This window comes from Arthrobacter nitrophenolicus, assembly GCF_000332815.1.
Classification (GTDB): domain Bacteria; phylum Actinomycetota; class Actinomycetes; order Actinomycetales; family Micrococcaceae; genus Arthrobacter; species Arthrobacter nitrophenolicus.
Genome location: NZ_AOFD01000045.1, coordinates 12,695 through 36,441, shown reverse-complemented (window position 1 = coordinate 36,441; position 23,747 = coordinate 12,695). Strand labels below are relative to the sequence as shown.

At 68.4% G+C, this 23,747-nt stretch carries 30 protein-coding genes; 12 read left to right on the top strand and 18 right to left on the bottom strand.

The genetic code is table 11. From position 1 onward, the window contains the following. Together G205_RS15245 and G205_RS15240 are read left to right on the top strand one after the other, a co-directional pair. On the top strand, positions 1 to 97 hold a 97-nt coding region (locus G205_RS15245), incomplete at its 5' end, for an excalibur calcium-binding domain-containing protein (RefSeq protein WP_009358769.1). A gap of 70 nt (positions 98 to 167) precedes the next feature. Continuing rightward, entirely contained in the window at positions 168 to 899 is a 732-nt protein-coding gene (locus tag G205_RS15240) for an excalibur calcium-binding domain-containing protein (RefSeq protein ID WP_152419595.1), read from the top strand. Positions 900 to 952: 53 nt separating this feature from the next. Here G205_RS15240 and G205_RS15235 read toward each other — a convergent pair whose 3' ends face one another. Then, complete coding sequence (locus G205_RS15235; protein WP_009358767.1) at positions 953 to 2,284, bottom strand: amidohydrolase family protein; 1,332 nt, start codon at positions 2,282 to 2,284, stop codon at positions 953 to 955. Positions 2,285 to 2,485: 201 nt separating this feature from the next. On the opposite strand from G205_RS15235, the gene G205_RS15230 reads away from it, so the two are divergent. The 3 genes from G205_RS15230 to G205_RS15220 are packed head-to-tail and all read left to right on the top strand — an operon-like array spanning position 2,486 to position 3,819. After that, a complete protein-coding gene (locus G205_RS15230; RefSeq protein WP_009358766.1) occupies positions 2,486 to 2,812 on the top strand; it encodes a hypothetical protein in 327 nt (108 codons plus the stop codon). Between the two features lie 12 nt (positions 2,813 to 2,824). Further along, positions 2,825 to 3,322 carry a mycothiol transferase gene (locus G205_RS15225; RefSeq protein ID WP_009358765.1) on the top strand — a complete coding sequence of 166 codons (498 nt, stop codon included), beginning with the start codon at positions 2,825 to 2,827 and terminating at the stop codon, positions 3,320 to 3,322. Positions 3,323 to 3,375: 53 nt separating this feature from the next. Next, positions 3,376 to 3,819, top strand: a complete 444-nt coding sequence (locus tag G205_RS15220; protein WP_009358764.1) for a VOC family protein — start codon at positions 3,376 to 3,378, stop codon at positions 3,817 to 3,819. A 4-nt stretch (positions 3,820 to 3,823) separates the two neighbouring features. Here the strand turns inward: G205_RS15220 and G205_RS15215 are convergent, their stop codons facing one another. The 12 genes from G205_RS15215 to G205_RS15160 all read right to left on the bottom strand — a co-directional run bounded on the left by G205_RS15215 (position 3,824) and on the right by G205_RS15160 (position 15,080). Then, complete coding sequence (locus tag G205_RS15215) at positions 3,824 to 4,891, bottom strand: glycerophosphodiester phosphodiesterase family protein (RefSeq protein ID WP_009358763.1); 1,068 nt, start codon at positions 4,889 to 4,891, stop codon at positions 3,824 to 3,826. A 132-nt stretch (positions 4,892 to 5,023) separates the two neighbouring features. Then, positions 5,024 to 5,917: a potassium channel family protein gene (locus G205_RS15210; RefSeq protein WP_009358762.1), complete on the bottom strand. Its 894-nt coding sequence runs from the start codon at positions 5,915 to 5,917 to the stop codon at positions 5,024 to 5,026. 71 nt (positions 5,918 to 5,988) lie between these two features. Further along, positions 5,989 to 6,723, bottom strand: a complete 735-nt coding sequence (locus tag G205_RS15205; RefSeq protein ID WP_009358761.1) for a hypothetical protein — start codon at positions 6,721 to 6,723, stop codon at positions 5,989 to 5,991. Between the two features lie 151 nt (positions 6,724 to 6,874). Then, entirely contained in the window at positions 6,875 to 7,402 is a 528-nt protein-coding gene (locus G205_RS15200) for a hypothetical protein (RefSeq protein ID WP_009358760.1), read from the bottom strand. 354 nt (positions 7,403 to 7,756) lie between these two features. Further along, entirely contained in the window at positions 7,757 to 9,043 is a 1,287-nt protein-coding gene (locus G205_RS15195; protein ID WP_009358759.1) for a hemolysin family protein, read from the bottom strand. 31 nt (positions 9,044 to 9,074) lie between these two features. Next, entirely contained in the window at positions 9,075 to 9,506 is a 432-nt protein-coding gene (locus tag G205_RS15190; RefSeq protein WP_009358758.1) for a DUF2177 family protein, read from the bottom strand. 96 nt (positions 9,507 to 9,602) lie between these two features. Continuing rightward, positions 9,603 to 10,109, bottom strand: coding sequence for a methyltransferase family protein (locus tag G205_RS15185; RefSeq protein WP_009358757.1), 507 nt, complete (start codon positions 10,107 to 10,109; stop codon positions 9,603 to 9,605). 2 nt (positions 10,110 to 10,111) lie between these two features. Continuing rightward, positions 10,112 to 10,333, bottom strand: coding sequence for a helix-hairpin-helix domain-containing protein (locus G205_RS15180; RefSeq protein ID WP_009358756.1), 222 nt, complete (start codon positions 10,331 to 10,333; stop codon positions 10,112 to 10,114). A gap of 75 nt (positions 10,334 to 10,408) precedes the next feature. Further along, positions 10,409 to 11,452 (bottom strand): alcohol dehydrogenase catalytic domain-containing protein, encoded by a 1,044-nt coding sequence (locus G205_RS15175; protein ID WP_009358755.1) that lies wholly within the window; start codon positions 11,450 to 11,452, stop codon positions 10,409 to 10,411. Positions 11,453 to 11,506: 54 nt separating this feature from the next. Beyond that, on the bottom strand, positions 11,507 to 12,805 hold the full coding sequence (locus G205_RS15170) for a four-carbon acid sugar kinase family protein (RefSeq protein ID WP_009358754.1): 1,299 nt from the start codon (positions 12,803 to 12,805) through the stop codon (positions 11,507 to 11,509). Position 12,806: 1 nt separating this feature from the next. Beyond that, entirely contained in the window at positions 12,807 to 13,997 is a 1,191-nt protein-coding gene (locus G205_RS15165) for a RuBisCO large subunit C-terminal-like domain-containing protein (RefSeq protein ID WP_009358753.1), read from the bottom strand. Between the two features lie 114 nt (positions 13,998 to 14,111). Further along, positions 14,112 to 15,080, bottom strand: coding sequence for a 2-keto-3-deoxygluconate permease (locus G205_RS15160; protein WP_009358752.1), 969 nt, complete (start codon positions 15,078 to 15,080; stop codon positions 14,112 to 14,114). Between the two features lie 192 nt (positions 15,081 to 15,272). On the opposite strand from G205_RS15160, the gene G205_RS15155 reads away from it, so the two are divergent. From G205_RS15155 to G205_RS15145, 3 genes are all read left to right on the top strand, one after another. Continuing rightward, positions 15,273 to 15,944 carry a GntR family transcriptional regulator gene (locus G205_RS15155; protein ID WP_235046951.1) on the top strand — a complete coding sequence of 224 codons (672 nt, stop codon included), beginning with the start codon at positions 15,273 to 15,275 and terminating at the stop codon, positions 15,942 to 15,944. A 304-nt stretch (positions 15,945 to 16,248) separates the two neighbouring features. Continuing rightward, on the top strand, positions 16,249 to 17,118 hold the full coding sequence (locus G205_RS15150) for a DUF1295 domain-containing protein (protein ID WP_009358751.1): 870 nt from the start codon (positions 16,249 to 16,251) through the stop codon (positions 17,116 to 17,118). An 80-nt stretch (positions 17,119 to 17,198) separates the two neighbouring features. Beyond that, complete coding sequence (locus tag G205_RS15145; protein ID WP_009358750.1) at positions 17,199 to 17,534, top strand: cupin domain-containing protein; 336 nt, start codon at positions 17,199 to 17,201, stop codon at positions 17,532 to 17,534. A gap of 31 nt (positions 17,535 to 17,565) precedes the next feature. Here G205_RS15145 and G205_RS15140 read toward each other — a convergent pair whose 3' ends face one another. Beyond that, a complete protein-coding gene (locus G205_RS15140; protein WP_009358749.1) occupies positions 17,566 to 18,567 on the bottom strand; it encodes a bile acid:sodium symporter family protein in 1,002 nt (333 codons plus the stop codon). A 183-nt stretch (positions 18,568 to 18,750) separates the two neighbouring features. Between G205_RS15140 and G205_RS23020 the strand changes: the two genes are divergently transcribed. Together G205_RS23020 and G205_RS15135 are read left to right on the top strand one after the other, a co-directional pair. Further along, complete coding sequence (locus tag G205_RS23020; protein WP_235046949.1) at positions 18,751 to 19,020, top strand: hypothetical protein; 270 nt, start codon at positions 18,751 to 18,753, stop codon at positions 19,018 to 19,020. Continuing rightward, complete coding sequence (locus G205_RS15135; protein WP_235046947.1) at positions 19,017 to 19,916, top strand: Vgb family protein; 900 nt, start codon at positions 19,017 to 19,019, stop codon at positions 19,914 to 19,916. Before G205_RS23020 ends, G205_RS15135 begins: the two co-directional genes overlap by 4 nt. A gap of 46 nt (positions 19,917 to 19,962) precedes the next feature. Here the strand turns inward: G205_RS15135 and arr are convergent, their stop codons facing one another. After that, a complete protein-coding gene (arr, locus tag G205_RS15130) occupies positions 19,963 to 20,382 on the bottom strand; it encodes an NAD(+)--rifampin ADP-ribosyltransferase (protein WP_009358747.1) in 420 nt (139 codons plus the stop codon). Positions 20,383 to 20,552: 170 nt separating this feature from the next. Between arr and G205_RS15125 the strand changes: the two genes are divergently transcribed. Continuing rightward, positions 20,553 to 21,470, top strand: a complete 918-nt coding sequence (locus tag G205_RS15125; protein WP_009358746.1) for a DMT family transporter — start codon at positions 20,553 to 20,555, stop codon at positions 21,468 to 21,470. A gap of 63 nt (positions 21,471 to 21,533) precedes the next feature. On the opposite strand, the gene G205_RS15120 is transcribed toward G205_RS15125, so the two are convergent. Next, a complete protein-coding gene (locus G205_RS15120; protein ID WP_035753328.1) occupies positions 21,534 to 22,016 on the bottom strand; it encodes a hypothetical protein in 483 nt (160 codons plus the stop codon). 176 nt (positions 22,017 to 22,192) lie between these two features. Between G205_RS15120 and G205_RS15115 the strand changes: the two genes are divergently transcribed. After that, positions 22,193 to 22,891, top strand: a complete 699-nt coding sequence (locus G205_RS15115) for a DNA alkylation repair protein (protein ID WP_035753320.1) — start codon at positions 22,193 to 22,195, stop codon at positions 22,889 to 22,891. Between the two features lie 23 nt (positions 22,892 to 22,914). On the opposite strand, the gene G205_RS24205 is transcribed toward G205_RS15115, so the two are convergent. Then, positions 22,915 to 23,178, bottom strand: coding sequence for an alpha/beta fold hydrolase (locus G205_RS24205; protein ID WP_235046945.1), 264 nt, complete (start codon positions 23,176 to 23,178; stop codon positions 22,915 to 22,917). After that, positions 23,139 to 23,708 carry an alpha/beta fold hydrolase gene (locus tag G205_RS15110; protein WP_235046944.1) on the bottom strand — a complete coding sequence of 190 codons (570 nt, stop codon included), beginning with the start codon at positions 23,706 to 23,708 and terminating at the stop codon, positions 23,139 to 23,141. The genes G205_RS24205 and G205_RS15110 overlap by 40 nt, the downstream gene beginning before the upstream one ends. Positions 23,709 to 23,747 lie beyond the last annotated feature (39 nt).

Sequence of the window (23,747 nt, the reverse complement as noted above, 5' to 3'; positions counted from 1 at the left end):
CGCCGCCAGGGCAGCCGGCGCCGCGCCGCTGTACGCCGGGCAGGCCGGTTACCGCGCCGGGCTGGACCGCGACCTCGACGGCGTGGCCTGCGAGTAGCCGGCCCATCTGTTGTGGGGTTCCGCTCGCCCCAACTGCATCACCATCACAAACATTCCTAGGGGGAAAAATGACACTCAATCCGCAGGCTCCGCGAGGAGCCGTGAAGAAGACGCTGGCAGTTGTTGTGCTTGCCGGCCTGATGCTGACGGGCTGCGGCAACAAGCAGGAGGCAACAGAACCGGCGTCGGCGGCAACTGCTGTAGCCACGGCTGCGGCCAAAGTCACCGTTCCCGGAGTCGTGGGCCTGACCCTCGACAAGGCAACGGAGCAGTTGGAAGACCTCGGATTTGAGGTCGAGGCCAAGGACATCGTGGACGGCAAGTCGATCGTCAAGAAGAGCAACTGGCAGGTCATCTCCCAGGACCCGGCTGAGAATGCCCAGGCTGAAGAGGGCTCCACCGTGAAGCTCGGGGTCAAGTCCCTCGAGAAGATCGAAGCGGAAAAGGCTGCTGCCGAGAAGGCCGCTGCAGACAAGGCGGCCGCCGAGCTGGCTGCGGCCCAGAAAGCAGCAGCTGAAAAGGCTGCCGCGGACGCCGCTGCTGCAGCGCAGGCGGCAGCGGAGCAGGCTGCACGGGACGCCGCAGCCCGCCAGGCCGTCCCGGTACCGGCACCTGCCGCTCCGGTTGCACCCGCCCCGGCACCGGCTCCGGCGGCTCCGGTAGCTCCCGCTCCGGCTGCCGTCTACTACGCAAACTGCGCTGCCGCCAAGGCAGCAGGCGCAGCGCCTCTGTATGCGGGTCAGCCAGGCTACCGTCCGGCTATGGATGGCGACTCAGACGGGGTGGCCTGCGAGCGCTAGACAAAAACACGAATGCCGTGGATACCAGCAAAGGTATCCACGGCATTCGTGGTTTAAAGCCCGTTCCGCACTACCGCTCCCTGCGCCACCACCACCCGCACCTGCTCCAGCGCCGAGGCACTGGCCAGCGGATCGGCGTCGACCACGATCGCATCGGCCTGTGCGCCGCGGACCAAGCGGCCGACGTCGCGCACGCCCAGCAGGCGGGCTGCGTGGGTGGTGGCCGCCTGCAGCGCCTCCAGCGGTGACAGCCCGGCTTCGGCGAGCAGCCGCGCCTCGGTGCCGATCGGGGTGACATCGGTGCCGAAGGAGTCCGTGCCGGCCACGATGGTTACGCCGGCCTCCTTCGCCGCCAGCACTGCCGCCTGCAGGACGGGCGTGTATTCCTGGCCGCGGGCCGCCAGGACCGGGTTGGGCGAGGACGCCATGCTGGTGATCGCATCCATCGTGGGCGTGAAGTACGTGCCGCGGCGCGCCATCTCCGCGATGGTTTCCTCGGACACGAACACGCCGTGCTCGATGCTGCGCACCCCGGCCCGGACGGCGCCGTCGATCCCCTCGGCGCTGTACGCGTGGCACAGGACGCCCGCGCCGTTGGCAGCCTTGACCACGGCTGACAGCTGCTCCCGGTTGTACACCAGCTCGCGCGGGTCCTGCTCGGGAAGGCCTGCGCGCGGATTGGCGCGGGTCTTGATGACCTGCGCACCGCGGGCGAGGTTCACGCGCGTGAGGTACGCCAGGTCGGCCGGCTCGCGGACGCCCGCGGGCAAGGTGGCGAGCGGGGCGAGGTCCGGATCGGCCAGCAGCGAGTCGCCGAGGTCGGGGGAGACGAACAGCCCGGCCGGCGTCATCCGCGGCGAGACACCCGGCGCCCAGCCCGGCAGCGCCGCCAGCGCCACGTCCTGGTAGAAGCTGCTCGACCCGCTCCGGACACTGGTCGCGCCGCCCTGCAGGATGAGCCGGGCGTCGGCCAGCGCGTTGGCGTGGACGTGCACGTCCACCAGCCCCGGCAGCACCCAGCGGCCGGTGGCGTTCAGCACCCGGGCACGGCCCGCGACGGCGGCAACGGCCCTCCGCGTTTCGTCGCGCGTTCCGACGGCGGCCACCTTGCCGCCGTCGAGCACCAGCACGCCGTCCTCCACAGCGTCGCCGGTCAGGGGGTCGACGACGGTGCCGCCTTCGATGACCAGCGGCGGATAGGTGAGGGGCCGGCCGTGGTAGTTGGGACCGGCCGGCTGGCCGGCGCGTGCGGCGGAAGCACCGCCAAGCTGGGCAGCGACGCTGGCGACGGAAATGCCTGCGAGGGCTGCGGCGCCGGCGAGGATGCCGCGGCGGGGAAGCTTTGATGACGGCGTGGGCGCCGAAGTGTGGTCATGAAGGCACATCGTTGTCTCCTTTGGGTTGCCACGGGAAAGGCGGCTCCGGACGATGCTACTGGCTGGGCACTGGCGCTGAAGGCCTACTCCCTGGTAGGCGGCCGAAGTCCGGGATACCAAACACCGGTTCTCTCCTGACCCGCCGGCCGCAGGCGCAGTGAACCCCGTACAGGGCTACCGCGGGCCCGGCGGGACTTCTAGGGTGGGGTCATGGCTGATACATTCGCGTCCCTGATCGAATCGTTCAAGAACATCGGCGTCGCCCGGGCGTATGGAGCCCCGGTCCAGCTCGGAGGGGAGGAGGTCATCCCGGTGGCCCTGGTGTCGTTCGGCTTTGGAGGCGGCGGCGAGGCCGGGCAGGAGGGCGCGTCCGGCGGCGGGGGAGGCGGCATGGTCCTGCCGCTGGGTGTGTACCGGAATGTCGGCGGGCAGGTGTCGTTCCGGCCGAACACCGTGGTGGCACTGTTCTGCCTGGTGCCGGTCATCACCGCGCTCGGCGGCGCGGTCCGCAGGGCAATCCGCGCGGCCAAGGCGTAAAGAGGGGGACCGATGAAAACCAGTGAGCTGCTGCTGGACGCGTTCGGCAGGATCCGGGAGACCGTGGAAGCCACGCTGGAGGGGCTCGACGGCGCTTCCCTCGCCCGGCGCCCGGCCGGTACGGGGAACTCTATCGCCTGGCTCATCTGGCACCTTGGCCGGGTGGAGGATGCGCAGGTCGCTGACGCGGCCGGGCTGGAGCAGGTCTGGACGGGGCAGGGGTTCGTGAAGCGCTTTGGCCTGCCGCTGCCGGAACGGGACACCGGCTACGGCCACTCAAGCGAACAGGTGGACGCGGTGCAGGCGGAAGCGGAACTGCTGCTGGAGTACTACGACGCCGTGCACCGGCAGACCAAGGACTTCCTTGAAGGACTCGGCGACGGGGACCTGGACCGCATTGTGGATAGGCGCTGGGATCCGCCCGTCACGCTCGGCGTCCGGCTGGTCAGCACACTGGCCGACTGCCTCCAGCACGTGGGCCAGGCCGCCTACGCCAAGGGGCTCCGTTAGCACCGGTACGCCGGCGGCAGCCACAAAACAGCAACCAACCCCAGGAGACGTACATGGCAGCGATACGGCGTTTTGACCACATAGGCATCACCGTGGCCGACCTGAAGAAAGTCACCGAGTTCTTCGTCGGGCTGGGCCTCGAGGTGGAGGGCGGACCGATGGAACTCGAGGGCGCGTTCCTGGACACGGTGTGCGGCATCCCCAACTCCCGCACCGAGATTGTCATGCTGCGTCCGCCCGGCGGCGGAACCATGCTGGAGCTCGGAAGGTTCATCCGCCCCGGCCACCAGCCCGGATCACCTACGGCAATGGCCAACGAGCTGGGGCTGCGCAACATCTCCTTCGAGGTGGAGGACCTCAAAGGGACGGTGGACCGGCTGGCCGCGGAAGGCTACGGGCTGGTGGGCGGAATCGGCGAATACGAGAACACCTGGCGCATGGCCTACGTGCGCGGCCCGGAGGGGCTCATCGTCTCCCTCGCCGAACGGATCGGCTGACGAGCTACCACTGAACCGCGTACGCCTTCGGCAGCTTCAGCCCGCGTTCCTCCAGAAGCGTGCGTAGCCGCGTGGGGTAGTCGGTGATGATGCCGTCCACGCCCAGGTCCATCAGGCGCTCCATGTCCGCGGTGGTGTTGACGGTCCACGGGATGACGGGCAAGCCCAGTTCATGTGCCTCGGCGATCATCCCGGGGGTGACCGAACGGAACGTGGGGGAGACGACGTCGTACCCCTGCGCGGCTGCCGCCTTGGGAAGGGAACCGTCGTAGTCGTCGATGTCGATGCCGCCCAGGTTGCGGCTGGCGCCGGGCTGGCCGACGCCCATCCAGGCGTCCCCGCTGGAGAGGGCAACCAGCGGCAGTTCGGGTGCCAGTTCCTTGGTGAGGTTCAGCGATGACCAGTCGAAGGACTGCAGGGTGGTGCGGTCGGCCATGCCGGAGGCCTGGATCTCGGCCACCACGGCCCGGGTCAGGGACTCCATGCCGGCGCCGCCCACCTGGCTGCTCTCCACCTTGGTCTCCACGTTGAAACGGACCTTCGCGGCACCGGCGGCCTCGACCAGGTGGTAAACGTCCCGAAGTTCGGCGATCCGGTTGCCCTCGACGACGTCCTGCTCCGGGTAGCCGGCCAGCTGCACGTAACCGCAGTTGAGGGTCCTGATCTGCGCGAGCGACAGTTCAGCCACGCGGTCGCCGACGTAGGGGAACTCGGGGTCGCCGGCGCTGGCGGGTGCGGTGTCGATGCACTTGGCGGCCTGGATGGTGTCGTCGTGCCAGACGACCACCTTGCCGTCCTCGGTCAGGTGGGTGTCCAGCTCCAGGGTGGTCACGCCGAGCGCCAGCGAGTTGGCGAACGCGGCGAGGGATTCCTCGGTCCATTCGCCGCGGCCGCCGCGGTGGCTCTGCAGGTCGAACGAGCCGTTGCGTTCGTTCACCTGCAGGGCGGACGTGGCGGCTCCGGCAGCGTTCGACGGCGGCGTGCCGGCCTCGTCGCTCGGGGCGGCGACGGCGGGGCCCGCCATGGCGGCGATCAGCGCGGCGGCTGCCGCTGCGGTCAGGACTGTGCGCATGGGTGGTTTCCTCCAGCAAGAAACGGGGGCGGCCTGCAGGGCCGTTGACCCGTCCACGCTAGGGAGCGCAGATGGCACAAAAGGTGCGGGAAGTTGGAGGGGAGGTTAACACAGGATGGTTGCCTGGGGAGCCTAGCTGCTGCCCGTTTCCGGTGCGCGGCGGTGCTTGTGGTGCAGCGCGTAGCTGTCGAACACGTCCAGGGATGTTGTCCCCAAATGGCCGAACTTGCCGCGGAGCACTTCCGCCAGATCATCTAGGGCTGCCTGCAGCATCCGGCCCGCGAACTGGAGTTCGGCGTTGCCGGTGCCCTGGGCGTCGGACGCCAGACCGTGGGCATAAGCGATGGTGGCTGGAAGGGAACCCCGCTGCTCCACTTCGTGGAAATAGTAGCTTTCGTGGAACGAGACCAGGTCGATGCTCACCGACGCCACGTTTTCCGCCATGGATTCCAGCAGGGTCGCAGCATGCCCGGGGTCCAGCGCGCTGATGCCGTCGGTTCCCGCTGCTTCCCTGAACAGGTTCAGCTGGTGGGCGAGTGCCCGCCGTCGGCTCAGCGCCGGGTACATCTGGAGGATCCAGGACACCGTGGCGGTCAGCAGGCCGAATCCGGCCACGGCCTGGAAAGCCATGACCAGCCGGAGCAGCGGGTGCGCCGCAACGATCTCACCGAACCCGACCGTGGAGAGGGCGACGATCGAGACGTACAGGGCCTCGGCGAAGTTGCCGCCCCGGGGTACGCCGTCGCCGTAGATGAAGCCGTCCGGCAGGTGCGGCAGGTAGAGCAGCGCCCAGCCGATTGCCGCCAGGCTGGCCCAGGCGGCGATGACGGCGGCCATGGCCAGCGGTGCTGCGATGGAGGAGGCCCCGCCCCGGACTTTCCTGGTCAACAGCCAGAACCCCCGCATGATGGCCCTGCCCACCGGGCCAGACCCGTGGGGGTACAGCAGGGTGTGGAAGACATCTGCGAGCATCAGCAGAATCAGCGCGAGGCCCAGAAGCGTCCAGAGTGTGTCCTCGAAGTCCATGCCTCATCTTATGAGCGGGGTGACGGCTTGCCCGCTCCGGTTAGAACGGGCGGTGGGGTTTGGCTCCGGCGTCAGGCAGTCCCGCGGACTGTGGCCGGGAGATGCCGGGCCGGGTCGAACGTGTCGTACGAGGACGCGCCGATGAGGAAAATACCGCGCTGCGGGATCCAGAAGTCCCCCAGCCGGGACTGGATGCGGAGAGGTGCGGGAGTGCCGAAATCTTGTCCCGCCAGTGATGCCGAGCTGCGCGCGACGAACCACAACCGGCGCGGTTTGGCCCGGAAGCCCTGCCCGTTGGGCACGCTTCCGGTGAGCCCGAGTTTGCCGGCGCGGAGGACCGGGCCCGCCGCGGCGCCCATGGCGCCGAGGAATGCCTTGCGCTCCAGCAGGGACTCGGGCATGGCAGTCAGCATCCCCGTCATGGCGCTGCTGATGGAGGTCGGCTCCAGTTCAAGGTCCCAGGTGAGGGCGGCATCGGCGACGGCGACAGTCAGGGCAGCGTCGCCGGTCCAGGTGACAGTAACGGGGCTTTGGACGGATGCTTCCAGTGCCGCGCCAAAGTAGCGGGCGCAGGAGAGCTCGGGCGGCGCGTCGGCGTAGACGGTCCAGGCACCGGTTGGCTGGCGCAGCCACACGGATGTGTAACCGGGCCCAATGCTGGTGACGGGGAACCGGCGCATGGCCAGGACATGCCCTGAACTGAAGGGCAGCCCCATGACGCCGTAGCCGGAGAAGCGCTCGCCGTCGCCGGTTCCAAGCGTGGCGTTCTGTTCGGCTTCAAGGACCTGGGCGCGGATGCTCTTCATGGATTCCTGACTCCCGGTCGGCGGTGCGGCTCAGTCTACGCCCGGCGTCCTGCACCGACAACGGACCCGGCATGGGTGGGCCCCGGGAACCCGCAGAATGGGTGCCCCGGGGCCGTAGAGTAAGGCTCTAAGGCCTACTCAATAGCGGAATCTAGCCAGTGATCGTGATGTAGTTGCCGGTGTAGCCAACGAAGTGCAGCGTGTAAGTGAAGCTGCTGAGTTCAACGCTTCCTTCGAGCATTTCCTTGGTCCAGTTGCCGTTGGGGCAGGTCGCCAGGGCCTCGAAGTCTTCATCCGACGGGACGGGCGCCGAAGTCAGCGACGGGACGGTGAGCCTGCCGTTCTTGGGCTCGAGTTTTCCGGTGGTCGACGGCACAGTCTCGAGCTGAGACTTGACCTCGACGATCTTGCCACCATGGTTGCGGCATTGGACCGTGGCCGTGTAGCTTGCGATCAAGGTTGCCTCGGCGTTGGCGTTTCCGACGCCCGCCAGTTCGTACTCGGAGCAAGTAACGGACAGGTCTACGTCGTCGACGGTACAGCCGATGCTTCCCGTCTGAAGATGCGTGCCCGTTGGGGCGGCGGCGGGATCGATGGTGGTGGCGGCCAGTGCCGGTGTAGTGAAGCCGAACAAGAGCATCGCCAGGGCGGCGATGATTGTAAGGAGTCGCTTAAACATCTGTGTCTCCTGTAGCAAAAGTGGTAAGACTTGGCCTCCGCTGATCAGCGGGATGAAGGGCCCCCAGCCAGTCCCCAAAAGGACGGGCTGCCAGCAACGCCGTTGGCCGGCATTCCCGCCATCCGCGAAAAATTAGTGCCGTTTCCGGCTATATTTTCTTACCGACATCGGGACTTCTTTCGATGCACACCCTGCAAAGATGACCCCGCCGATCCCCAGCGTATGGCAGTGTGCAATGCCGTCAATGACAGGCGGCATGGAGGCCATTTCATCACCTCCCGGCGGGAACATTTTACGTCCGCACGGCTGCGCGAGAGCCGCCCCGGGACCAGAGAGGGGAGGCCGGAGGGGGCATTAGGTAGGGGTTGGCGTCACCCTGATCCGGGCGATCCGCAGCCGGTCCATGGCGGTGACCGTCAGGACATGCCCGTGCGCTTCCACCCGGTCGCCCACGTGGGGCAGCCGCCCCAGCCGGTCGATCATGAACCCCGCCACCGTTTCGTACTGCCCCTCCGGCAAGGCAATGCCGCACGCCGACTCGAACTCCTGGAGGATCAGCCCGCCGTCGACATCCACTGAACCGTCCCCCACGGTGACGCTGTCCTCATGGTCCGTGCCGGCGTCGTACTCGTCGTAGATCTCGCCCACCAGTTCCTCCACCAGGTCCTCAAGCGTGACGATCCCGTCCGTGCCGCCGTACTCGTCCACCACCAGGGCGATGTGGTGGCCCAGCCGCCGCATCCGGGACAGTGTGGGCATCACCTTGTTGGTGCCCGGCAGCGGGAGGATCTCGCGGACGATGGTCCGGACCGGGGCGGCGTCGTCGGTGCCATCGCCCGGCATGAGGTCGCGGATGTGGACGAAGCCCAGGACCTCGTCGGGGCTGCGGCCGATCACCGGGTAGCGGGAGAACGGGCCGTTCCGTGCCAGCTCGCGGGCCTCCGCGACGGTCAGGCCGCCGTCGATGAACGCCACCTCGGTGCGCGGCCGCATGACTTCCTGGAGGGAGCGGTTCCGGGCCCCGAACACGTCGGTGAGGATGTCGCGGCTCTCGTCCTCAAGGGTGTCGCTCTGGGCCACCATGTCCCGCAGTTCCTCCAGGCCCACGCTCTCCTGCGTGGCGCGGGGGTCACCGCCGAAGAGCCGGACCACGGCGTCGGTGGACACGGAGAGCACCCAGACGGCCGGCCGCATCAGGTTGGACAGGACGTGCAGGGGAGGGGCCAGGACCCGGCTGAAGCCGACGGCGCTCTGCATCGCCAGCCGCTTGGGCACCAGCTCGCCGAGCACCAGGGACAGGTAGGCCACCAGCAGCGTCATGCCGATGAACGCCACCGGTTCCGCGGCGGCACCGAAGCCTGCGGCTTCGAGGAGGGGCTCGACGTCGGGCGCCAGCGTTGACGCGCCGTACGCGGCGGAGAAGAAGCCGGAGAGCGTGACGCCGATCTGCACCGTGGACAGGAACCGGTTCGGGTTGCCGGCCAGGGACGCGATCCGGGCGCCGTGCTTGCCCGCCTTTTCCATCCGGCGCACCTGGCTTTCGCGCAGCGACACCAGCGCCATCTCCGTGCCGGCGAACACCCCGCCCAGCAGCACGAAGAAGAGGACCAGCAGGAAGTTGACCAGGGTGTCGGCGTCCATGGTCAGACACTACCGAAAAGCCGGCAGGACGCTACGCCGTGCTGCGCTTCCTGAGCCTCGACTTCAGGACGGTGGCCGTCAGCCAGGTGACGATGCTGCACGCGGCCGCGCCCCACAGGATGTCGGTGATGACGACGACGGCGGTGAAGTCCTTGAGCACGGCGAACCCGGTCAGGGCCCAGGTGGCGTAGGTGAAGACGCCGAACAGTGCCGCTCCCGTGACGCGCTGCCGCAGCGTGGCGTCCGGATCGTTGGGCCGCACGCCGTAGTGCACCACGCCCGCCACGAAGATGAGGTAGAAGAGGACGGCGCCGGCCAGGTTGGTGCTGGGCGCCAGCAGGTGGCCGATCTGGTTCTTGTACAGCGGGCTTGCCACCGTGAGGATCCACGCGACGTCCAGGACGGCGAAGATCACGGCGCCCACCACGTAGGCGGTCAGCCAGTTTCGAAGGCGGGTGTTCATGCTGCTCCTTGGCTCGGCGGGGCAGGCGCAGACGTGGTGCGTCCTACTCTGCGTTCGGAGCCGGAGGGGTGGGCAGATGGCCCTGCCCGCCGTCGCCTATGCCCGCGGCAGCCCGAGGTACCGCGGCACGTTCCCGGCGTACTCCCGGTAGGTGTCCCCGAAGAGCCGGACCAGCGTGGCCTCTTCGTCCAGGACGACGGGGTGTTCCACCAGCAGCTCGGCCGGCATGGTCACCAGGACCCAGGACGAGCCGGCCAGCGTTCCCGCGCCCAGTTCGATGAGCCACCAGCCCACGTACATGGGATGCCGGGTGAACGCGTACGGGCCCGTGGTCACCAGTTCCTCCGGCCGCTCGAGCGCGAAGGGGCCCGGCGAGCGGCGCCGCCGTTCGGCCAGCGCCCAGGCGTTAAGCCCGACGCCGGCCATCACCAGTGCGGCCCCTGCCGCCCGGTGCAGGGCCCGCGGCCCGGGGAGCGGCAGGGGACGGACCTTTGCGAGGAGGAGGTCCGCGGCCATCGCGGCCACGACCGGCAACGGCAGCGGAAGGTTGTCGTACGTCGCCTTGGCCCGGCGGGCCAGGGAAGTGATGGCGTTGCCCGTCATGGTCAGGAAGGTTCCGGAGCGAAGCCGAGCCCGCGCTCGGCCAGGGCCGCCTCGAGGAGTCGGATGGCCCTGGGCCCGACCCCGTGCATGGCCAGGAGCTGGCTGGACGGGCGCTCCGCTACCTGGGCCAGGGTGGTGATGCCGGCCAGGAGCAGGGCGCTGTTGGCCGGCCGGCCGAGGGGCGGCAGGTCGCCAATCTGCGCGGGCGTGTCACGGGTGCTCATGGGGATCAGGGTACTCGCGGATGAGCGGGGGTGCGCATTCCGCGTGCACACCCCCGCCTGGTTACCTGGGCCCGCTCAGCCGAGGTCGGGGATGAGCAGGACTTTGCAGGCGTCCCCCGTGAGGAGTTCCACCGCTTCATCGATCTGGCTGAGTTTCATCCGGTGCGTAATGAGCCAGTCGAGGTCCAGTTTTCCGGAGTCCAGCAGCAGCAGGCTCTGTTCCCAGGTTTCCCAGAGCCGGCGTCCGAAGATTCCGCGGAGGGTGATGCCCTTTTTGTTGATGTGGGCTGCGATATCGACTTCCGCCGGACGGCTGGGGTGTCCGACGGTGATGACGGTGGCTTCGCGGCGGACGGCTTCGAAGAGGGTTGCCAGGGTGCCGGGGGCGCCGGAGCATTCGAAGGCGACGTCGAAGCCGCCGCGGCGGCCGGTGAGTTCGCGGCAGCGTTCGACGATGCCGTCGTTGGGGTGCAGTGCGATGGCGCCGAGCTTTTCGGCCTGGGCGCGGCGGTAGGGGTTGGGGTCGACGGCGATGACGTGGGAGGCTCCCATGAGCAGCGCCAGGTTCACGACCACGAGGCCCACCGGTCCTGCGCCGCTGACGAGCACGGCGCGTCCTGCGACGGAGTAGTTCGCGCGCTGAATGGCGTGGACGGCGACGCCGGCGGCTTCGAGCAGGGCGCCGGATTCCAGGGACAGGCCGGTGGGGAGTTTGACGCAGATGTCCTGGGGGACCGCTGCGTATTCGGCGAAGACACCGTCGATGTGCATGCCGAGGATGCCGGTCCGTTCGCAGGTGTGGGCGTCGCCGGTGCGGCAGGGGAAGCATTGTCCGCAGGTGAGGTGGCTTTCGAGGGCGACCTGGTCGCCGACCTTCAATCCGGTAACGCCGGCGCCGACTTCGACGACGGTGCCTGCGCCTTCGTGGCCGAGGATGACGGGGAGGTTGAGGTTGAAGGCCTGGGCTGAGGGGGTCCATTCGTACAGTTCCCGGTCGGTGCCGCAGAGGGACGCGGCCCCTACCTGGATGACGACTGACCCTTCCGTGGCCTTGGGGTCTCCGGCGTCGGTGACGTACTTTACGCCTCGCTCGGCCGCGTTCTTTACTACTGCCCGCATTGGGGGCCGCCTTTCGTTAGTTCTGGTGATGCGTGGAGCAATTATTTGTGGGTTCTAGCTGGCGGTTTGGCCGGCGAAGCGGCGCAGGATGTCCGTGGGGCCCACCTGGCCGCCCTTGAGGACGAGCCGGCAGCCGGCGACGGCGGAGGCGCCGTCGGGCTGCAGGATCGGCCCTGCGGTGACGAACTGGTCGGAGACCCGGAGTTCGCGGACACCCATGGCGATGAGTGCGTGGCTGGAGGTATCGCCGCCACAGACTGCGATGTCGCGGGTGAGCCCGGCGCCGGCCATCCGTGCGGCGACGCCGCCGATCAGCGCGCCCACGTAGCCGGCGTCCAAGGGTGCGGCAGTTCCGTAGCGTGGGTCCGCAGCGCCGCGGGTGGTGTGGACGACGACGTTCCGGCCCTTTTGCAGGGCTGCGGAAACGCGCCGGTCCAGGGCTGCCACGGCCGCCGGGTCGTGGCGCTGCAGCAGGTCGGCAGGGACGGGGACGTCTTCCCAGCCGTGGGTGAGGGCGTCGTTGATCTGCTCGGCTGTGGTGCTGGAGGCTGAGGCGCTGACGGCAAGGACGGGTCCCGAGGGCCGCTGTGGTCCGGGGGTGCGTGGGGCGTGGTCGGAGACAGTGCGTGCCAGGGCTGCCATGATGCCGCCTGATCCTACGACGATGGAGGGCCCGTGGCCGTGCTCTTCCCGGGTGAGGGCTTCGGCGACGGCGTCCATGTGGTGCTCGTCCACGGCATCGACGACGAAGGCCTGCGCGCCAAGGTCCCGCCGGCGGTCCGCCCAGGCGTCCTTGAAGGTGCCGTCGTCGTAGGCGGGCAGGTGGATCGCGTCCGGTTCCCGGGCGCTGCCGAGCTGTTCGGCGAGGACCCGGCGCAGGTCGCCTTCGGCCATGGGGGTGGAGGGGTGCCGGGACATAACGGGGTGGCGGTCCAGCCGGTAGGTCTTTCCGGCGTAGGTCGCGTAGTGGTTGCTGAAAGCGGTGTACCGGCCGAACCCCGGCTGGGCCGGGACCACAGGGATCGGGCCGTGAAGGGGAAACTGCTCATGGAGAAGCTGGATCCCGCGGCCGATGCTGCCGACGGTGGTGGAGCTGTCGAAGGTGGAGCAGACCTTGTAGAGCAGCACCTCCAGGTTCAGCGGTGCGATGCCTGCCAGGTCCCTGCGGACCAGGGCGTCGAAGGCTTCCCCAGCCAGGGACCTGGAGGGCCCGGCGATGCCGACGACGTCAGCATCGCCGGGCAGCGGCCCGTCCCCGATGACAAGGACAGCTTCGAGGCCGTAGCGGTGGGACTGGGCCAGGACGTCGGCGGCTCCGGTGAGGTCGTCGGCGACGAAACCGAACGCGGGCATGTCAGGCACCTTTCGCGAAGGCTTGAACTGCGTGCAGGAGTGCATTGTCCCCCGTTGAGGCGAGTTTGTCGGCTGCCGCCTTGAGGGGGATTCCGTCCACGGCTGCTTCCCAGGCCTGGCGCAGGCTGCGCACCCCGGCGCCGGGGCCGTCGGGGTGGGCGGCGACGCCGCCGCCGGCGAGCATCATCAGGTCCGTTGAGCCGACGGCTTCGAAGGTGGGCCCTGGGGTGGTGACGTTTTGGCCGGAGGACAGGACGGGCAGCGGTGCGATGGTCTCTCCCAGGGGTTCGAGCAGGCTGCGGATGTTTGCGGCCACCTCTTCGTCCAGTTCGTAGAACTTGCTGCCCAGTCCGCTGGCGTGCAGGTGGTCGGCGCCGGCGAGGCGGGCCATCTGCTGCCAGACCCGGTAATCCATACCCAGGGCCTTGGACCGCATCGATGCGGCGAGCCCGGCGCGGTGGCCGTGGATGGGGACTTCGGCGAAGCTGCGCAGCATGGCCAGGGCGGGCAGGCCCATGACCGGGATGTTCAGCATCACGCAGCGGCCGCCGGCTTCGACGACGAGGTCGTGGCGTTTGCGCAGGCCGGCGAGGTCGCCGGTGATGTTGAAGGCGTACATGGTGGCGTGGCCGGTGACCTGCTCGGCGGCGCGGATTTCTTCGGTGGCGACGGCGACCCGGCGTTCCAGGGGCAGGTACGCGGGGTCGGTCATCAGTTCGTCGTCTTTGATCAGGTCAATGGAGGCCATCGCCAGGTCGCGGACCACGAGCCGGAACTCCTCTTCGGAGAGTCCGACGTTGGGCTTGACGATGGTGCCCACCATGACGCCCTGGACGTCGCTGATGAGTTTGCGGGTCCCTTCGATGCCGAATGCCGGGCCGGGGTGGGCGGCGACGAAGTCTTCGGGCAGGGCTACGTCCTGCAGGCGGCAGGCGTAGAGATCGCCCAGTTCGAAGAGGTTGCCGGCGATGGCGGTCTGCAGGGTGGCCAGGTCCGTGCCGACGTTCTCCATGGGGAAATCGACGGTGACAAGGGCAGCCCGGACTTTTTCCGGGGTTGACCGTGAAGGCAGGGAGGGCCGGCAAAAACCGAGCTCCTGCACGTTCGAGATGCGTGCGGCGTGCCGTTCACGGATCCGGGCTGACTCACCGGGGACCGGCAGGAACGTGCCGCTGGACTGCTCGCCGGCCATGATCGCTGCGGCCTTTTCGGGGTCGATTTCGGACTCTAGGTAAGTAGGTGCAGCGCACCGAGCGCGGGTCGCGCATGGGTTCTCCGTCCAGGAAGGGGATGTGCAAGGAAAGGTTCAGACTGCGGCGATGACCGGGTCGGCCGGCTGCAGGCCCCCGGCCCGCTTCAGGGCCCAGGACGCGACGATCGGGGCGAGAAGCGCTGTCACGAGGACGGCGGTGGCGGCCTGGGCTGAGGCGGAGGCGACGAAGGGTTCGAACCTCGGGTCCGCGACGGCGACCACCGCAGGGACGGCGACGGCGTTGCCGGCCGTGGTGCCGGCGGCGAAACCGATGCCGCTCTTGGAGCCCCGGCGAAGGATGAACCGGTACCCGAGATAGGTCAGGCCTCCGGTGAACACGACTACGATCAACCCGAGGAAGATCCCGGCGAAACCGCCGGTGAGCACGGTTTTGAGGTTGATGCCGGTGCCAACTGCGAAGGACATGAAGGGGATCACGATGTTCGGCACGTGGTCCAGGGCCTTCGTCCACTCGCGGTCCACGGCGCCGATGATCAGGCCGATGATGAACGGGATCAGTGCCGCGGCAAAGGCGAGTACCGGGATGTCGCCCAGCCCGGATGCGCCCAGGAAGATCAGGGCCAGGAACGGCCCGTCATCAAAGGCGCTGGCGACGTAGGCGCCCTCGTCCCGTTCGTCGCCGTACTGGCCGGCGAACGCCAGCCACAGGGCGCCGTTGCTGTTGCCGAAGATTGCCAGCATCGCCAGGATCGATACGCCTGCGATGCCGTCGATGCCGACCATCAGGCCCAGGATCACGGCAATCGTGGCCGGGATCAGGGTCTTGCAGACCAGCACCACGGTGGTGGTGGAGGCGGCGGCCTTGCCGCTGTGGCTTCCGGTGATCTGTGCGCCGGTGGCGAGGATCAGCACGGCGATCAGCGTCAGGGCGCCCTCCTTGAACAGCGCGGTGGTGAAGCCGCCTATTTTCAGGGCTTCGGGCGCGAAGGTGTTCATCAGCACGCCCAGCACGAGCGGGATCAGCATCATGCCTGCGGGGACCTTTTGGAGGACGGCAAACATTGGGAAGCGTGAGCGCCCGGTCCTCAAGTGCATCTGTGTCATTTACTCGACCTTTCTACGTCATTGTATGTTCCAGTCGACGGAGCAAGTCCGTACAATTAGTACGTACATTACCTGTGGTTTGGATCACCCGTCAAGCAGGAGAATTCAGGACTGCGGGCTAAGATGTGCTCGAACGGCAAAGGAGTCAGTGTGAGTGTGCAACCAGCCGGGGCAGAGCCCCGGGAGCGGGCCAACGGCCTGAACCGGGAGGAAGGCCCGCCCCTTCATGCGCAGATCCGGGACATCCTGCACCGGCAGATCGTGGAACGGCCCCTGCTGCCCGGGTCGCCCCTTCCCACCGAAGAGGAACTCCAGAAACAGTTCGGTGTCTCCCGCAGTGTCGTGCGCCAGGCGTTGTCCGGACTCTCCGACCTTGGACTGATCCGCCGCCAGCGCGGCCGCGGCAGCGTCGTGGCCGCCGCCCCGGTCCTGCGCCGGCATCTGCAGCGGGCCGGCGGGCTGGACGAACAGGCCGCCGCCCACGGCCAGCGGCTCCGGACCCACGTCCTTTCCGTCGAGCACGCGGCCCCGCCCGAGCCGGCGGTGAACGCCCTGAACACCACGAACACGTGGAAGATCGAACGCATCCGCTACCTGGAAGACGTCCCGGTAGCATTCATGAGGACCTGGGTTCCCCGCGACCTCTTTCCGCACTTCACCAAGGAACTGCTGGAGAACGCCTCACTGCTTGGCCTCATGCGCGAGCACGGCTACCATCGGCCGGAGGGCCCAGGCAGGTCCAGGCGGTGGCCGCAGATGCCGACCTGGCTCACAAACTCAGCTCGAACGTCCGCGAACCCCTGCTCCTGCTGCAAGGGGTAACACGCGACGCGCTCGGCCACGGCCTCGAATGGTTCAACGTCTGGCACAGCCCCAATACCGTCTTCGACGTGGACGCGCAGGTCACATCGCAGCCTGGACGCTTATCCGAAGAACACCTCCGGCGCCTGCGGAACCTGACCCGGCAGCTTGAATCGGAACTGGCTGATCTTGAACGGGGCGCCGGGTAAGGCACCCGGCGGGCGCCGCCGTCGTGCCTTCCCGCAACGGCCCATACAACAGCCTTCCTGCTCCGAAGACCTAGTGGGCAGTGTGCCGCGTAGCTTTAGGGAAGAGGACGGATCGAATGAAGGACGCAGACCGCAAGGCGCTTATTATCCTGCTGGTTGCGGTGGTGGTGGGGGTGCTCGTCGCCGTCGCGGGTGCCCAGGGCGGCGCCGCGGTGGGCGGCTTCCCCCTGTTCGCGCTGGGGGTGGCGGCCGCGTTCCTGATCCAGTGGCTGGCGTTCATCCCGGCCTTCAAGGCGCAGACCGAGACGTACTACGACCTCACCGGCGCCCTGACCTATATCTCCATCACCGTCCTGCTGGTCCTGCTGACCCCCGGCGTGGATGCGCGGGCGCTGCTGCTCGCGGCCATGGTGGTGGCATGGGCGGCACGGCTGGGAAGCTTCCTGTTCCGCCGCGTCCGCAGGCACGGCAAGGACGACCGGTTCGACGAGCTCAAGCCCTCATTCTTCCGCTTCCTGAACACCTGGACACTGCAGGGGCTCTGGGTGGTCCTCACCGCCGCCGCAGCCTGGATCGCCATCACCTCCGCCACCCGCGTGGCCCTGGACGGCTGGGCGCTCGCCGGCTTTGTGGTGTGGGCCGCCGGCTTCGGCATCGAGATCGCGGCAGACAGCCAGAAGCGGCGCTTCAAGGCGGACCCGGCCAACGAGGGGAAATTCATTTCCACCGGGCTCTGGTCCAGGTCCCGCCATCCGAACTACTTCGGCGAAATTGTGCTCTGGATCGGCGTGCTCATCATCGCCGTTCCGGTGCTGGAAGGCTGGCAGTGGGTGGCCCTGCTGTCCCCGGTGTTCGTCGCGTTCCTGCTCATCAAGGGCAGCGGCATCCCGCCCCTGGAGAAGAAGGCCGACAAGAAGTGGGGCGGCCAGCCCGACTACGAGGCCTACAAGAAGAACACCCCGGTTCTGATCCCGGCATTCCGCTAGTCCGGCGCCCCGGCGCAGATTACGGGCGCCGGATGAGGCAGCCTCTGGCCCCGGCCCCGCCACATGGGTACGGTGTCCGCATGCAGAAGATATCGATTGACGCCCTGGCCCGCCAGCAACTCGAGGCCGCCACGGCGGTCTCCAGCGGGCGGGCCTCCGACACCGTGTTCGGCGGCCACGAAAAGAGGCTGCGGCAGACCGTGATGGCCTTCCGCGCCGGCACCCAACTGAGCGAGCACCAGAACCCGGGCGAGGCCACGGTCTACGTGATCAAGGGATCCGTGTGGCTGAAGTCCGGCGGCGAGGCCTGGCAGGGCAAGGCCGGGGACCTGCTGATCGTCCCGGACGGGCTGCACAGCCTGGAGGCCGAGGAGGACTCTGCGGTCCTGTTCACGGTGGTCAAGACCGACCGGTGACTTCAGTGCGACGGCGGCGCCGGGCGTTTGCTTATTCCGTCACCGCGGCCGGGACCTTGCCGCTGTCCTGGGCGGCAGCGGTTCCGCGGCGGCGCCAGTAGGCGGCCAGGAGCGCGCCGGACACGTTGTGCCATACGGAGAAGATGGCGCCGGGCAGCGCCGACTCGGGGGTCAGGTACTGCCGTGCCAGCCCCGCTGCCAGGCCGGAATTCTGCATGCCGACCTCGATCGCCGTCGTACGCCGGGACGGGACCGGCAGCTTGAAGAGGCGGGCGGCGGTGTACCCGAGGGCGTAGCCCAGGCCGTTGTGCAGGATGACGGCGGCGAGGACCAGCAGCCCGGCGGCGAAGATGGCTTTGGCGCTGGCGGACACCACGGCAACCACCACGACGGTGATGGCGAGGACCGAAATCCAGGGCAGGGCGGGCAGGGCCTTGTTGACCAGGCGCGGCAGGAAGACGCGCATTAGGAGTCCCAGCAGGACGGGGAACAGGACAATCTGGACGATGGACCAGGCCATGGAACCGGCGTCCACCGGCATGTACTGGCCGGCCAGCCACAGGGCGAGCACAGGCGTCAGCAGCGGAGCGATCAGCGTTGACACGGTGGTCATTGCCACGGACAGGGCAACGTCGCCCTTGGCCAGGTAGGACACCACGTTGGACGCGGTGCCGCCGGGGCAGCAGCCGACCAGGATGACGCCCGCGGCCAGCGCCGGAGGCAGTCCGAGTGCCGCGGCCACAAGCCAGCCGAGGAACGGCATGATGGCGTACTGGGCCACCACGCCGATGACCACCGGCACGGGCCGCCTGGCGATGACGGCGAAATCCGGGGGAGTGAGCGTCAGCCCCATGCCGAACATGATGAGCCCCAGGAGGGGGTTGATCCAGGGGCCCAGTCCGGTGAACGCGGAGGGTGCGGCAAGTGCGACGGCACCGCCGGCAAGGATGAGAAGCGGGAAAAGCGTGACGGCGATGCGGGCGCTGCGTTCTTCGGCTGATGACGTTGTGGCGGGTCCGGATAAAGGAGACATACCTACCGGATTATCACGGGACGGGCCCGCTTCCCGAATCCGCCGTCCTGGCGGCGCAGCTACCGGCAGGGCGGGTAGGATCAGACGGTTGCCGGACTGCGGCCACAGTTTTGGGGGAAACACGTGAAAACCATGTCTCTGCGGCGCGCCGCGAAGCCGCACCGGAAACCAAGCCGACGCCGAATGCGCTCGCCGCTGCGGGCGGCGGCCACCACGTTGTCAGCCGCCGCCGCGCTCCTGCTGGCTCCCGCCGTCGTCGTGCTTCCTGCCCATGCCGACGCCGGACTCGAGGTAGGCCCTGGCGTTCAGCCGCTGGGCATAGCCGAAGGGCCGGACGGCACCCTTTATGTCAGCGACTACGACTTCTATGGCAGCATCAGCGTCTACCCGCCGGGGAGACCAGGCCGTCCCGCACCATTGAGGCCGGGCGCTTCCCGACGTCGCTGGCCGTGACGCCGGACGGGACGCTCTATGTGTCCCAGTCCGGTGAATCCGGACAGGGAGAAATCGGGGTGGTGGCCCCGGGATCGGACAAAACGACCCTGGCGATCAAAGTGTCCGGCGGGTCGCACTGGCTGGCGGTCGGTCCGGAAGGCTCCCTGTACATCGTGGAGTCGTCCGGAAATTCGGTATCCGTTGTGAAGCCCGGTGATGCCTGGGTGGAACGCCACATCCAGGCCGGGCCGTCCCCGGTGGAGGTAGCTCTGGCCGCGGACGGGACCGCCTACGCCACCAATCAGCTGGCCGGCACTGTCAGCGTGGTGCCGGCCCTCGCTCCGGCACCGACACACACCATCGACGTGGGCGCCAAGGCCCAGCCGCACGGGATTGCGGCAGCGCCGGACGGGACCGTGTATGTGGCCGGAATCCTCACGAACGACGTGGCAGTCATAGAACCTGGTGGCACCTCCGTGGCACGGCGGATTCCCGTGGGCAGTGCGCCGCAGGAGGTGGTGGCCGGTGCCGACGGGACCGTGTATGTGACCAACAGCCTGGACGACACGGTCTCCGTCATTCCCGCCGGTGCGGATGCTGCCTCCGGGACCGTACCCAGCGGGGATGATCCCGGCCGAATGGCTGTCCGACGTGACGGGTCTGTTGTGGTGGTGAACAGGGGCGACAAGTCATTGACGGTGATAGAGCCTCCGACGGCGGCACCCGCCACGGCCGCTTCGCTGGAGGAAGGCGCGGCAGGGGGCGCCGGTGCCGGTGGCGCAGCATCCGCGGCGGACCCGGCCAACCCGGGTGCGGTGCTGAGCCTTCCGGTGATGGCCGGTGTGGCCGGCGGCCTGGTGCTGTGCGCCGCAGCCGCCGTTGTCTTGCTGCTGCGCCGCCGGGCTGCGCTCTGACAGCAACGGGCATTATGGTTGGCGCGGCTCCGGAGAGTAACCGGACCTAGTCGATGGCCTCGATGCCCTGGCGCTTCAGTTCCTCCAGGTGGTTCAGCATGTGCTGCAGTGCCTCGGAGGAGTGCGGCTGCCAGTCCTTGACCTCGTCGAGCACGCGGAGGGGTTCGCGGGTGCGGTAGGACCGGGTGGGGTTGCCGGGGAACTTCTTGTCCGTCAGGTTGGGGTCGTTCTCGAACGGGCCGGTTGGCTCCACCTGATAGATCCTGCTCGTTCCCTCACCCGCGCTGAGTTCGGCGCCCCAGGTCGCCGCGTCCAGGGTGGCCGTGAAATAGATGTGGTTCGCGGTCTTCCGTTCGCCGTAGTTGGAGGCGTAGCCGGGAACCAGCAGGTCCCCGGGCTGCAGGTCCGCCCTGGTGCCGTGGAAGAAGGGCCCTGCATCGTCGGGGTTGGCCGGGTGCGATTCCATGCTGCCTCCTTGAGCGCGGGCTTCCACCCTAGCCAACCCCGCACCAAACGTCAGCCAAGGTCCGGAGGCCGGGTGCCGCCGTCGTACGCTGCATTTCAAGGGTGATGCGGGAGCAAAGCCTTTCGGGAGGGGCCTACGCCTGGTGCTGGTTGCGGCGTAGTCTTCAGCGCATGAAGGACGGGGAACGGGCGGCGCTTATCGCGTTTCTGGTCCAGGCTGTGCTCGCCGGCGGAAACGCCATTGGCATCCGCTTCAGCAACCGCGAGCTCGAGCCATTGTGGGGGGCCGGCCTGCGGTTCGCGCTTGCCGCGACAATACTCCTGACTGTCATGGCGGCGCTCAGGCTGGCGCTGCCGCGCGGACGGGCACTGTTCGGTTCCGTGTTGTACGGCCTGTTCAACTTCGGCCTGTCGTTCGCCCTGATCTACTACGGCCTGGTCCGCGTGCAGGCCGGCCTCGCCCAGACCCTGCTCGCGCTTGTGCCGCTCGCCACGCTGCTGCTTGCGGTCCTCTGGCGGCAGGAGCGCGTCCGCGCCGCGGCAGTCATCGGCACTCTGCTCGCGCTCGCTGGGGTAGCCCTGATGTCACGTGATTCCCTGCAGCGTGACGTGCCCTTGACCTCTGTCCTCGCAGTCGTGTGTGGAGCGTTCTGCTTCGCGCAGGCCCTGGTGCTCGTGCGCCGGTTCCCGGGGGTGCACCCGGTGACCATGAACGCAGTGGGCATGACCTCGGGAGCAGCGGTCCTGCTCACCGCCGCCATGGCTGCAGGCGACCCGCTGGTGATCCCGCAACGTATTGAGACGTGGCTGGCGATCGGCTACCTGGTGGTCATCGGATCGGTTGTGGTGTTCCTGCTCTACCTCGTGGTCCTCCAGTCCTGGCTGGCCACGAGGGCCGCGTACGGGTTCGTCATCATCCCGTTTATAACCGTCCTGCTCTCCGCATGGCTCGATGATGAACCGGTCACCATCAACCTGGTGCTCGGCGGTTTGCTGGTCCTTGCGGGTGTGTATGTCGGCGCGCTGCGCCCGGGACTAACGCCGCCCGCGGAACAGGACCCCGGCACTGACCGGTCCGATGGCCATTGAGGCGACGTCTGCGGAGAAGGGGGGTCGCTGCGATCTCCCCCATGCCAGCCACAAATCAGCGTGTCACCGCGGGCTGCGCATGCCGCTGTAGGCCACCGCCACCCCCGCCAGGAAGATCACGACGGCGAGGTAGACCGGACCCAGGTGCCCGAGCGTGGCCAGGCCCCACGGGTAGTGCGCGGGAAGGGCCACGGCGAGCCCGACGACCGGGACGACAACAGCGGTGGCGAACGCCCACCGTTCGCCCCGGCGCACGCCGTACCAGGAGAGGCCTGCGATGGCCAGGCCCGTCGCCGCGATAAAGCCGGCAAGGGCGATATGGACATGGCTGATGTAGTGGGACAGCTGCGGGCTGAACGCCTCGATCTCCGCTTTTCCCTTGTCCACCTGCTCCGGGCCGATGCCCAGTTCAAGGAAGGCGCCGCTGAAATTGAGTACCAGGAAGACCGCGGCGTACCCCACGAAGGCAAGCCCGCCCAGCGTCATGAGGGCGGCTCCCGTCCGGAGGCGGGACTGGTTCGCGGGAGGATTTTGGATGGCGGCCATGGCCACCGCCTTCTTTCTGATGTGCGCAGGTACTGGCATAAGACTCCCTGACCGTGGGGCTGTCAAGAGAAAGTCTTTCGGCCGGTTGCCGGGACCAACAGGGATGGCCCCGATTTTGACCCCCGCTGGATGCCGGAAGTGCGCGGCCGCCGTCGTACGCTGAAATCCGGACCGTAATGGATGGGGAGGCAGACGTGGCGGAAACGACGGCGGACACTCAGCTGGACGAGGTGCTGGCTGAACTGGCCGGACTCGAGGACGCGAAGATGCGCGCGGTGAACGAGAGGCACGGGGACGACCACGGCGTGAACCTCAGCCAGCTGCGCGCGGTGGCCAAGCGGCTGAAGACGCAGCAGGACCTCGCGATCCGGCTGTGGGGGACCGGCGATACGGCGGCGCAGCTGCTGGCACTGCTCATCTGCAGGCCGAAGGCGTTCGGGCGGGACGAGCTGGACGCCATGCTGCGGGAGGCGCGTGCCCCGAAGGTGCAGGACTGGCTGGTGAACTACGTGGTGAAGAAGAGCCCGCACGCCGAGGAACTGCGCGTCGCGTGGCTGGCCGACCCGGACCCGGTGGTGGCCAGCGGGGGCTGGGCACTGACGTCGGACCGGGTGGTGAAGAAGCCCGAGGGCCTGGACCTGCCGGGCCTGCTGGACACCATCGAGGCGGAGATGAAGGACGCCCCGGACCGGCTGCAGTGGGCCATGAACACGTGCCTGGCGCAGATCGGGATCGAGCACGCGGAGTACCGGGAGCGTGCGCTCGCCATCGGGGAGCGGCTGGAGGTGCTCAAGGACTATCCGACGCCGCCAGGCTGCACGTCGCCGTTCGCGCCCGCGTGGATCGGGGAGATGGTGCGGCGCAAGGGGGAGTAAGGGGGCTCTTGCCCGTGCCGCGGTCACCCAAGCGCGCGCAGGAACGCCGTGGCGTCCGCGGCCACCCGGTCGGGGTGCTCCCACAGGACCAGGTGCCCGGCGTCGGGATAGACCTTCAGTACGGCGCCCGGAATCCGGGCCGCCAGGACCTCCTGGTCCTGCAGCGGCAGCAGGTCGTCCCGGCCGCCGTAGATGATCAGCGTGGGCGCCCGGACGGCACCGGCTTCCGTGGGCGGGGCCGCTGACGTCAGACCGGCCAGGATCTTCTTCCACGCGTGGGCAGGCATCCGGACGCCGTCCCGTACCCGATCCTCCAGGTACCAGGCGGGAACGGCTGGTGCATCGTGAACCAGGAAAGCGACCCCCGGACCCAGTCCTCGTCGATGGGGTCTGTCAGCTGGTCCACCTCGTCGGCGAAGGCCGGCCGGCCCTGCAGACTCAGCGGTGATCCCACCAGGACCAGCCCGGCCACCCGCCCGGGATGCGCCGCGGCCAGCTGCTGGCCAACATAGCCGCCGCTGGAGGACCCGAGGACGAACGCGGCATCCACGCCCACGGCGTCCAGGATGGCGGCGGCGTCCTCGGCCTGCTCCGCCAGCGAGTAGCCGTCCTCGGGTTTGTCCGCCTCGCCCTGCCCGCGGAGGTCCGGCGCGTAGGTCCGGAAGCCCGCCAGCCCGGGCAGCAGGCGGTCGAAGCAGCGGCGGGATTCGCCCCAGGCGTGCAGCAGGAGCAGCGGCTTGGCCTCCGCGCCACCCTGGATCAGGCACGGCACCGTGATGCCCGTGCGCAGGGACAGGTTCCGGACCTGGGACTCCATGGCATCAGCGTACGCCGTGACTTGAGCTGCGGCGTCCTT